General features: G+C 45.6%; 8 protein-coding genes. All 8 read left to right on the plus strand.

Annotation, left to right across the window (positions count from 1 at the left end):
- Positions 1 to 425: 425 nt before the first annotated feature.
- The 8 genes from leuC (at position 426) to gpAD87_RS06460 (ending at position 10,533) form a co-directional block, all read left to right on the plus strand.
- Entirely contained in the window at positions 426 to 1,847 is a 1,422-nt protein-coding gene (leuC, locus tag gpAD87_RS06425) for a 3-isopropylmalate dehydratase large subunit (protein ID WP_063566821.1), read from the plus strand.
- Positions 1,848 to 1,878: 31 nt separating this feature from the next.
- Positions 1,879 to 2,496 carry a 3-isopropylmalate dehydratase small subunit gene (gene leuD, locus gpAD87_RS06430; protein WP_063566822.1) on the plus strand — a complete coding sequence of 206 codons (618 nt, stop codon included), beginning with the start codon at positions 1,879 to 1,881 and terminating at the stop codon, positions 2,494 to 2,496.
- Positions 2,497 to 2,770: 274 nt separating this feature from the next.
- Complete coding sequence (locus gpAD87_RS06435) at positions 2,771 to 4,177, plus strand: N-acetylmuramoyl-L-alanine amidase family protein (protein WP_064636927.1); 1,407 nt, start codon at positions 2,771 to 2,773, stop codon at positions 4,175 to 4,177.
- Positions 4,178 to 4,435: 258 nt separating this feature from the next.
- Positions 4,436 to 5,848, plus strand: a complete 1,413-nt coding sequence (locus tag gpAD87_RS06440; protein WP_064636929.1) for an N-acetylmuramoyl-L-alanine amidase family protein — start codon at positions 4,436 to 4,438, stop codon at positions 5,846 to 5,848.
- Positions 5,849 to 5,883: 35 nt separating this feature from the next.
- Positions 5,884 to 6,567 (plus strand): GerMN domain-containing protein, encoded by a 684-nt coding sequence (locus tag gpAD87_RS06445; RefSeq protein ID WP_064636931.1) that lies wholly within the window; start codon positions 5,884 to 5,886, stop codon positions 6,565 to 6,567.
- A 72-nt stretch (positions 6,568 to 6,639) separates the two neighbouring features.
- Positions 6,640 to 9,378, plus strand: a complete 2,739-nt coding sequence (locus gpAD87_RS06450) for an S-layer homology domain-containing protein (RefSeq protein ID WP_064636933.1) — start codon at positions 6,640 to 6,642, stop codon at positions 9,376 to 9,378.
- Positions 9,379 to 9,541: 163 nt separating this feature from the next.
- Entirely contained in the window at positions 9,542 to 10,237 is a 696-nt protein-coding gene (gene nth, locus gpAD87_RS06455; RefSeq protein WP_063566827.1) for an endonuclease III, read from the plus strand.
- 23 nt (positions 10,238 to 10,260) lie between these two features.
- A complete protein-coding gene (locus gpAD87_RS06460) occupies positions 10,261 to 10,533 on the plus strand; it encodes a hypothetical protein (protein WP_024630585.1) in 273 nt (90 codons plus the stop codon).
- Positions 10,534 to 10,704: the final 171 nt, after the last annotated feature.

Below are 10,704 nucleotides of genomic sequence, written 5' to 3' on the forward strand. Positions count from 1 at the left end.
CGATCGTACTTTTTTTCAAGACCTCAATCTGCTGATCCGTTGTCTCATTTATTTCATTCGGTTATTCATACGTCGTTTGTACTGTGTGTGGACGGGACCGTCTAGAGCTGGTGAGAATTAGTCATCGCAGCCCTGGCATCAGGGCTGCTTTTTTTCTATTTAATATAAAAAGCATTGACAGCGAAGAAGCTGGAACGTAGTATAAGACTTATATGATAATGATAATTGTTATCAATTGAAACCTCTGCATAGAGCAGTGGTTTATTTGCTTTTCCCTCATTATAGGTTAAACCTATTACATCTATAGATATTATATCTTGGAACAATGAAGGACAGGGTGATATATTTATGTCATTCAAGAGCTTCACTTTTAAAGAAACTACTGAGGCTCTTCCAAGGACCGAACTTATGATGAGGTGAAAATGATGAGTAAAAAAACGATGTTTGAGAAAATTTGGGAAAACCACGTGATTCATCAGGAAGAAGGCAAACCAAGCATTTTGTATATCGATCTGCATCTGGTGCATGAAGTGACATCCCCACAGGCGTTTGAAGGTCTGCGTCTGAGCGGCCGTAAAGTTCGTCGCCCTGAGTTGACGTTCGCAACAATGGATCACAACGTTCCAACGAAAGATCGTTTTAACATTACGGATCCAATCTCCAAACAACAAATCGACACACTTTCACAAAACTGCCGTGACTTCGGCGTAAAACTGTATGACCTGGATACCATCGATCAAGGTGTTGTACACGTTATGGGTCCTGAGCTCGGCCTGACTCATCCAGGTAAAACGATTGTATGTGGCGACAGCCACACGTCCACACACGGCGCATTTGGCGCACTCGCATTCGGGATCGGAACGAGTGAAGTAGAACATGTTATGGCAACCCAATGTTTGCAGCAAGCCAAAGCCAAAACGATGGAAGTTCGTTTTGTCGGCAAACGTAACCCGGGTGTAACGGCGAAGGATATGATTCTCGCAGTCATCGCCAAATACGGTACAGACTTTGCTACTGGATATGTTATTGAATATACAGGTGAATCGATCCGTGAACTGAGCATGGAAGAGCGTATGACCGTCTGCAACATGTCCATCGAAGGTGGAGCAAGAGCGGGCATGATTGCTCCGGATGAAACAACTTTTGAATATCTGCGTGGACGTGAATACGTACCTGCCGATGGCCAATTCGATGAAGCGGTTGCTGCCTGGAAAGAGCTTGTAACCGACGAAGGTGCTGAATTCGACCATGTGGTTGAAATCGATGTGGAATCATTGATTCCGCAAGTGACTTGGGGTACTAGCCCAGGTATGGGAACCGACATTTCTTCGAAAGTTCCTGTCCCGGCTGAATTGCCAACTGAAAACGAACGTAAAGCAGCTGAAAAAGCGCTTGAATATATGGGCTTGGAACCTGGAACACCAATCTCCGAAATTCCAATTGATTATGTATTTATAGGTTCATGCACGAATGGACGGATTGAAGATTTGCGTGCTGCTGCACAGGTAGCCAAAGGTCACACCGTATCCAGTAATGTTACAGCGATCGTTGTACCAGGCTCGGGACGTGTTAAAATTCAGGCGGAAAAAGAAGGTCTGGATAAAGTGTTCACTGAGGCTGGATTTGAATGGCGTGATGCAGGATGCAGTATGTGTCTGGCAATGAACCCGGACGTATTGAAACCCGGACAACGTTGTGCTTCGACATCCAACCGTAACTTTGAAGGACGTCAGGGACGTGGAGGACGTACTCACCTCGTATCTCCTGCAATGGCGGCTGCAGCAGCGGTTAAGGGACACTTCGTTGACGTACGTGACTGGAATTTCAAAACGGAAGCAGCTATCTAACAACGAACGGATTGAAGGGAGAACGAATGATATGGAAGAATTCAAAACACTGCAAGGCATCGTTGCACCGGTAGACCGGGTCAATGTAGATACAGATGCAATCATTCCGAAACAATTTTTGAAACGGATCGAACGGACCGGATTTGGACAATTTTTGTTCTACGAATGGCGTTTTGACGAAGAGGGCAACAACAATCCTTCTTTTGAAATGAATAAACCTCGCTACGAAGGGGCATCCATTCTGATCTCACGCGCCAACTTTGGTTGTGGATCTTCTCGTGAGCACGCACCATGGGCCATTATGGACTACGGTTTCCGTTGTGTAATTGCACCATCGTATGCGGATATCTTCTATAATAACTGTTTCAAAAACGGGATCTTGCCGATCAAACTTTCCGAAGAGCAGGTTGAAGATCTGTTCCAGCGTACAGCTACACATGAAGGCTATGAGATGAATGTGAATCTGGAAAACAAAACGATTACAGATGCATACGGACTGCATATTGATTTTGATCTGGATGAGCATCGTCGCCAATTCCTGTTGCAAGGATTGGACGATATTGGTCTCACGCTTCAACATGATGACGAAATAGGGGCTTATGAACAACGCCACGCGGCAAAGCTGTTTGGGCAAACGGCCTCAGTCTAATCTTTCATCTGTAATTTGTATTTCAAACCTCCAATCGTGCAGGGAACTTCACCGTTCCTTGGATCGAATTGGAGGTTTTTTGCATTTGGCAATGATGCAATTATGTTTTCGAGTTATAGGATATTCCGACTAAATATGACAACGTTGTAACCGGATGAAGTGACAATATCTGATAAACTGATTAGTAGATTATGGAAGGGTAGATAGAGTCGAGTGTTGCATCACTGCGAATCAGGTCGAAGGTTCAAAAGACAAACAGAATGGTGGTTGATGTATGAAGAAATGGTCGGCAGCAGTCTTTGTTTTTCTGTTCCTCTGTTTATTTCCTGTCATGGCAAATGCCGATTCGTCTCCCTCGATTGTGCTGGACGGTGTGACCATTAACCAGCAGTCGGGAGCTCCAGCCGAGAATACTGGCAAAACCGTGATGGTGCCCATTCGGATCGTCTCTGAAAACCTCGGTTATCAGGTGAAATGGGAGAAAGCCACTCAGACTGTTCGTATTCTCAAAGGTAACAGCAGTATCCAGATGACGGCAGGCGAAGATGCGGCCACCGTGAATGGAAATCGGGTGAGTCTCGATTCTCCGCCTCTAATTAAACAGGGGACTACACTGGTTCCGCTACGTTTTGTCGGTGAAGGCATGGGTCTTCAGGTGGGATGGGACAATGGAACCAAGACAGTAAGCCTATCAAGTATTCCTCCTGTAGCAGGTACCGAAGGTGAAAATGACCCAGTGGAGGCTCCTGAACCAGAAGGTCTGTCTGAGCTTCAAAGTATCAGCTTCGGCGGGGACCGTCTAATCTTGGCGACGAACGGGAAAATCACACCGAAGGTTTCCAGTCTCAGCGGACCTGATCGTATCATCGTAGATCTGCCCGGCACCACATTTGCTAAGGAGTTCATCCAGGGACAGGCTTCCAATCCGGATGGCAGCGGAACTCTTCTGGTTACGGATTCATCGCTGGTTTCCAAGGTGCGATATGCAATGTTCAGCCAAACGCCTTCAACGGTGCGTGTGGTCCTTGATCTGAGTCAGGTGGCGACTGCCAAATGGTCACTGGGCGAGAACAACGTGTTGCTTGTTGACCTTGCGGCGAGTAATGGAGAACCAACAAGTCAGCCTGCTGTGCCAACCAATGATGGCAAAAAGGTTGTCATTATTGATCCAGGACATGGTGGACGACAGTCAGGGGCCGTCAGTGTGACAGGTGCCTATGAGAAGGACTTTAATTTGGCTGTGGGACTCAAAGTTCAGGCACTTCTGCAACAATATACGGAGATTCAGACGGTGATTACAAGGCAGGATGATACGGAATTATCCCTGCAGCAGCGTGTAGATATTGCCCAGCTGAATCAGGCGGATATTTTTGTGTCGATCCATGGAAACAAGTTTACAACTCCTGTTCCTAATGGAATTGAAACGTTGTACAGTCGTAAAGATAGCAAGGATTTGGCCGATGTTTTGCATAAGCATGTGTTGCAGGTTACAGGATTTAAGGATCGGGGAGTCAAAACGGCAAGTCTGCATGTAACCCGTGAAACAACGATGCCCGCAGTTCTGCTTGAACTCGGATTTCTGAGTAATCCAGCTGATGAAGCAATGATGCTGACTGAAGATTATCAGAACAATTGTGCACAGGCCATCGTAGACGGAATTGTTGAATATTTAGGTCTTTAAAGTGGGCAGTGCGCAAATATGAAGGTCAGGGTAGTCCGTTGTTTCGAGATGCATAATTGATAATTAAGGAAAAATTCAGACAATAAAATGTAGAAAAAGCTTGATTTGACAACGTTTTTTTTCTGTTATGTTGGAATATATTCGCAACTTTTGAGAGTACGAGGCGTCTAATAGGTGTCTGGTAATGCCTCAGTGGTCAGTCGGAGCTGAAGGTTCACAACATGCGGCAAAAAAATATGAGAATGGTAGGGGTGAAGGATGAAGAAGTTCGGTTTTTTGGTACTGTTATTTGTCTTTGGGCTCGTTTTCCCGGGCTATAGTCATGCAGCAGCAGATACGCACATTATCCTAGATGGGAAAGAAATTGTGCAGCCTTCGGATGCCAAAGCGGAAATCATCAATAGCAGCGTGATGGTTCCGATTCGGGTTATTTCGGAGAGCCTGGGATATGGTGTGGACTGGAAACAGGCAACAAGCACCGTGACTATTAGCAAAGACAACACTGCCATGCAGATGATTGTTGGACAGAAGACGGCAACGGTGAACGGCAGTAACGTGAACCTGGATGCCCCGCCACTCGTGAAAAATGGAACCACACTTGTGCCTTTAAGGTTCATTGGTGAGCAAATGGGTCTTAAGGTGGGTTGGAACAATACAACGAAGACGGTAACATTAGTTACCCAGAATTCAGGTTCCGGAAACGGGACAACCACTCCTCCGAACTCTGGTAATGATGGTGGAGGATCGGATCAGGATGGTCTTGTACTGGTGAACGGCATCAGCTTCAGTGACAACCGCTTTTTGATTGCAACAAGCGGAAATACGAAGCCGAACGTCTTCACGATGACAGGACCGGATCGAATCGTTATAGACTTGCCAAATACCGCATTCGCTGACTCTTTTAGTGAAGGACAAGCTTTGGACAGCAACCAGAATGGACAGCTTGTCGTGAGTGGATATCCGGATGTGTCGAAGATTCGTTATTCCTTGTACAGCAATAGTCCTTCTACTCTCCGTTTTGTCATTGATCTGAGTAATGCCAAAGGTTATGACGTGCAAAGTGACTCCGGTCTGGTTATGATTGATCTGAACAAAGAAGGCACTACAACACCGCAACCTCCTGTTGGAAACAATGGAAAAAAAGTTGTTGTTGTAGACGCTGGACATGGTAATCAGGACCCGGGAGCCATCGGTGTAACCGGCAAGAAGGAAAAAGACTTCAATCTGGCAATGGCTCTGAAAGTGGAAGCATTGCTGAAAAAAGAATCTAACATTGACGTTGTGCTGACGCGCAGCGATGATACATTTTTGGCTTTGAGTGAACGAGTAAAGATCGCAGAAAAATTGAAGGCGGACATCTTTATTTCCATTCATGCGAACAGTGGGTCTGCAGCGGCAAACGGTGTGGAGACGTATTACACCCGTTCGAATAGCAAGGCATTGGCTACGGTGATGCACAAGTATCTCTTGCAATCATCTGGCCTGAAGGACCGCGGAGTAAAAACGGCAAGTCTCCACGTAACCCGTGAAACAACGATGCCGGCTGTTTTGCTGGAAGCCGGTTTCCTGAGCAACAAGAGCGATGAAGCCGCATTGTTCACTGAAAGTTTCCAGAACAGTGTAGCCAAAGGGATTGTTGCAGGGATCAAGGAGTATCTGGGAATTAAATAAGGGTTCAACCCTTATGATCAGGAGGCGGAGTTAGAATGAACAAAAAATTATGGATTGCAGCGCTGCTGGTAACGGTTATGACAGTTGCTGCTGGATGTGGAAGCAAGCCAACAGCTGCTCCAGCTCCAAATCAGACTCAAGGTGCGGGAACAGAGAATAATGCGCCTGAGGATCAGAATGAGACGGATATTACTGAACCTGTAACTGTGGATCCGGAGGATACAACGACAACGACACCGGATACCACTGAAGGCACTACGGAGGGTACAACGACTCCATCGGGTGGAACTACTTCAGAGAAACCTGGAACTTCCGAAAGTAATGAGAAGAAGACCATTGAAGTGTACTACACAGATCTGGAAGAGTTGGAATTGCACAAAGCATCGGCAGATATTTCTTACGCTTCTGATGAAGCCAAGTACAAGGCTGCATTTGCAGCGCTGCAACAAAGCAAGGACGACAAACTCGTTCCCCTTTGGGCGAAAGAAATTGAACTGAAATCTGTTCAGTTCAAAGACGGCGCGCTTACCCTGGATATCCACATGCCGGATACAGCACGTCTTGGTGCAGGTGGCGAAGTGTTTGCCATTGATGCTTTGAAACAAACGTTTTTCCAATTTGATGAAGTCAAATCACTTGATTTGCTGGTAGATGGCCAGCAATCCGAGAGTTTGATGGGCCATGTGGATCTTGAGCATCCAATGACACGATCCGAATAGGTTGTACAGCATGTTGTTTTACCGTGAATCTGCGGAATATCGGCCGTTTTACATTAGAGAGGGGAATCACAGGTGACTTTTAAATATAACAATCCATCACACTCTAAAAAAGTAGTTTCAGCCGTGCTTGCAGGCATGATGGCCCTTAGCGCTGGCGGAGCTGCCATGGCAGCAGAATCAACAGATACGGGGCAAGGCCAGACTGCAACTGTAAGCAATACAGCTGCACCAACCGGTTTGTTCAGTGATATCAAGGTCGGATATTGGGCTGAGAAACATGTGTACAAACTGGCCTATCAAGGCATTCTTCTCGGTAACAACGGCCTGTTCCGTCCAGGAGACGCGGTAACACAGCAGGAAGCTGTGACGATGGCGATCCGTTTTATGAACAAGGAGAACCAGTTGAACGACAGCACGGCTACGGCATTACCGACAAATATGGAAGTGGGAAACTATTTCAAGCCATATGTCGCTTTGGCGCTTCAACTGGGACTGATTGATAAAACCGAAGAATCTACAGTGGATGTATCCAAAACATCCTGGGGGCAGAAACAGGCATCACGTGAATGGATTACAAAACTGCTGATCCGTTCGTTGAACAAAGATGCTGAAGCGAAGGCACAAAACAATCAATCTACCGGATTTGCTGATAATGATAGCATTTCCGAAAGTGGTAAAGGTTACATCAATCTGGCTGTAAGTTTGGATCTGGCCAAAGGTGTAGAAGGCAACAAGTTTAATCCAACCGGCTCTGTAACTCGTGCACAACTTGCTACATTCTTCAGCCGCGGCGAAACGTTAACGGATACGAAATATGCGAATACATCCACAGGTTATGTAACAGGATTAAAAGATGGGCAGATTACGCTTGTTGTGGACGGAAAAGCTGTTAACTTCGCAGTGAACAGCAGTACGCCTTACTTTACAAAAGACAGTGAATCCCGTGCATCGTCTGCGGATGTGAAGCTGTATACAAAAGTTCAGATTGTAGGTACTACCGGTACGGCTTCCTATGTCGAAGTGGTCGATGCTACGCCGCAGGTAGAAAGCGTTGAAGGTACTTTTGCTCGTTCATTATCAGGTAATAAAATTGGCTTGTTTGTAGGCGAGAATTATGAAACGTACGGCTATGATGAGGCAACAGCATTTATGGATCAAAATGGAAATGCAATCAAACTGTCTGATATTACAGCAGATAGCACCATTGAAGTACAACGTGAGACGTTCTCGGCTGACAAAAAGACAGTTGTTATTCGTGTGAAGTCCGGTATTGTCAACAAAAGTGATAGTGGTGTCGTTGCTGAAGTAACGACTTCTGCCAAAACGATTAAGCTTACCAATGCAGCCGGAACTACAGAGCAATACACCTATAATGATAATCTAATCATTCGTTACCAGGACCGAATCCTTTCCCTGGCTGAGCTCAAAGCGGGAAGTGCAGTGAAGTATACGGTGAAAGACAGCGTCCTGCAAACGATTGAATTGTCGCAAGGTGTAGAGCAGTCTTTACGCGGTACACTGGTAGAGATCGGTGGTAACCAATCAACACTGACGTTTAAACGTGAAGGTGGATCGCTGGAAGCGAAGCTGCTGGTAGAAAAGCCTGAAGTAGTTATCAACGGAATCCAGGATGCTACACTGAATGATCTGATTACGGACGCAACTAATGGAGATCAGGTTGAGCTTACGCTAAACTCTGAAGACCGTGTGACGCGCATTCAAGTAATCGGACGTCAGATGGAGCCAATGAACGGGGTTTCCGTTGTATCCTACAACAGTAAAACAAAAGTATTGACGGTTCTCGACAGCAATAAAAAACCGTTTGTGTTCACGCTGGATGACAAAACGAAGCTGGACTACAACACATCGAAGCCTACACTTGCTGGATTGGAGTCTTTGTTAAATGATGGTCGCAAATTGGATCTGACGTATGTGGGAACTCGTGCGCTATCCGTTAAAGTGATCTACAAATACGAAGGCACAATCAGCAGTATTGATACTTCGGGCAGAAAAATCAGTTTGTTGTCTGGAAACCAAACGATCACGGTGCCATACTCTACGCTTCCAACGATTGAGATCTACAACAAATCTGGAGCAAGTCTGAGTGATCTGAAGATCGGTGATAGTGTCACAGTTACGCTGGGTTCGAATCAGGACTATGTGCAGAAAGTGGCTTTGAACACCGTGGCTCAATTTGAAGTAGTCTCTGTAGAAACCAATGGACGTGTTCGCGTGAAATCGGATTCGCTGACAAGTCAGTTCTATGTCGATCAAGCGGTTTTGACAGGAGAAAGTGGTCAGACCATTACGGCGTCACAATTGACAGCGGGCAACCTGATTAACGTTACATTTGAGGGAACTACGCCTAAAGCGGTTCAAGTCGTTAAACGTACGCTTGCGGAGGTTACATCTGTTGATGCTTCGTCAGTTACACTGAAACTGTTCAATGGTCAAAGTGAGACGGTTCCTGTTAGTGGTTCTGTAAAAGTGGTCAAATCGGGATCTACGTTAACCACACTTGGCAGTCTTACTGTAGGTGATCGTGTTGAGATGACAAAGGATACGGATAATTCCACCCGTTTCAGAGTGTTGACGGTCATGAGCAAACAGTTCTGGTCTTATGATGGAGTCGGTAACCAAATTTTGGTTAAACGTGAGTCCACATCTGACACGAATTATCGTTTTGCACTGGGTACAGGCGCATTTGTTCACCAGGGTGACAACACTTTAAGCGTGCAATCTCTCAAAGATAATGATAATATTGTATTGTATCTCCTGAACAACGTTGTACTGGAGATCCAAAAACAGTAATCGTTTCTTTTCGAGGATCAAAAGAATGACCGTCTTGATGCGGGATCTTTCCCGTATCAGGACGTTTTTTTTGCAAGATTTTTGGGGTCCCCGCAAAGTACTCGAAAGAAGCTTCGAAGTAAGGCTCCACCTCGTGGAGTCATTTTGTGGGAGGTAGCTCTTCATGAATGCAGCCACTGTTAGGCATATACTCGAAACAATGGAAGCGATGTTTCCTGATGCACATTGCGAATTAAATCACAGCAATGCGTTTGAATTGACTGTAGCCGTCCTATTGTCTGCCCAGTGCACCGACGAAACGGTAAACAAGGTAACCGCAGACTTGTTCAAAAAGTACACCAGTCCTGCCGATTATCTGTCTGTTCCTCTCGAAGAACTGGAACAGGATATCCGGCGTATCGGTTTGTACCGAAACAAGGCCAAGCATATTCAGAACATGTGCCGAATTTTAATAGAGCAGTATGGCGGTGATGTACCGCAGGAACATGATCAGCTTGTGACGCTCCCTGGTGTCGGGCGAAAAACTGCAAATGTCGTTGTATCCAATGCATTTGGAGTCCCGGCAATTGCGGTGGATACGCATGTTGAACGTGTATCCAAAAGGCTGGCACTGGCAGGTTGGGATGACTCCGTACTTGAAGTCGAGAAAAAACTGATGAAGCGCGTACCCCGGGATGAGTGGACTTTAACTCATCATCGGTTCATATTTTTTGGACGCTACCATTGCAAGGCACAAAACCCTCAATGTCATGTCTGTCCATTGCTGGACATATGCAGAGAAGGTAAAAAGCGTATGAAAACGTCCCAAATCAGGAAAGATAAGGAACGTGCCACAACCCCAAAACGAAAAATAAATTAATGAGTAGAAGAGGATGAGTAATCATGAAATGCATTTCCGTGTACACTGACAATTTTGAGGCCTTCTCCGATATTTTCGAACAAATCGTTGAACAGGAAATGGCTGAAAACGAAGAAAAAGAAGTAGAAGGCATCACTGTAAGCCATTCTGGCGATGTGCCTGAACATTATCTGGAGCGTATGTCCACGAAACCAGAAGTGGTTGTCATGAGAGATAAAGGTCGTGACATTACTATTTTGCAGCATGGACAAGTATTTGAAATTTTGCTGCCTTCGATGGAGAACGCTGTTTCTTAAGAGACTTGGAATAATAAGGTATGCTGCTTCTATGTCATATGGTTATCCTTTTGAAGGTGATCCCATTGGGCATGGACGCAGCATGCTTCTTATGGAATACAATCGTTTCACAGATAAAACCGACAGGATCGGTTTTATTTTTTTATGTGGAGAATTGCGATGTGAAAATTT

This window comes from Paenibacillus sp. AD87 (assembly GCF_001659845.1).
Taxonomy (GTDB): domain Bacteria; phylum Bacillota; class Bacilli; order Paenibacillales; family Paenibacillaceae; genus Paenibacillus; species Paenibacillus marchantiae.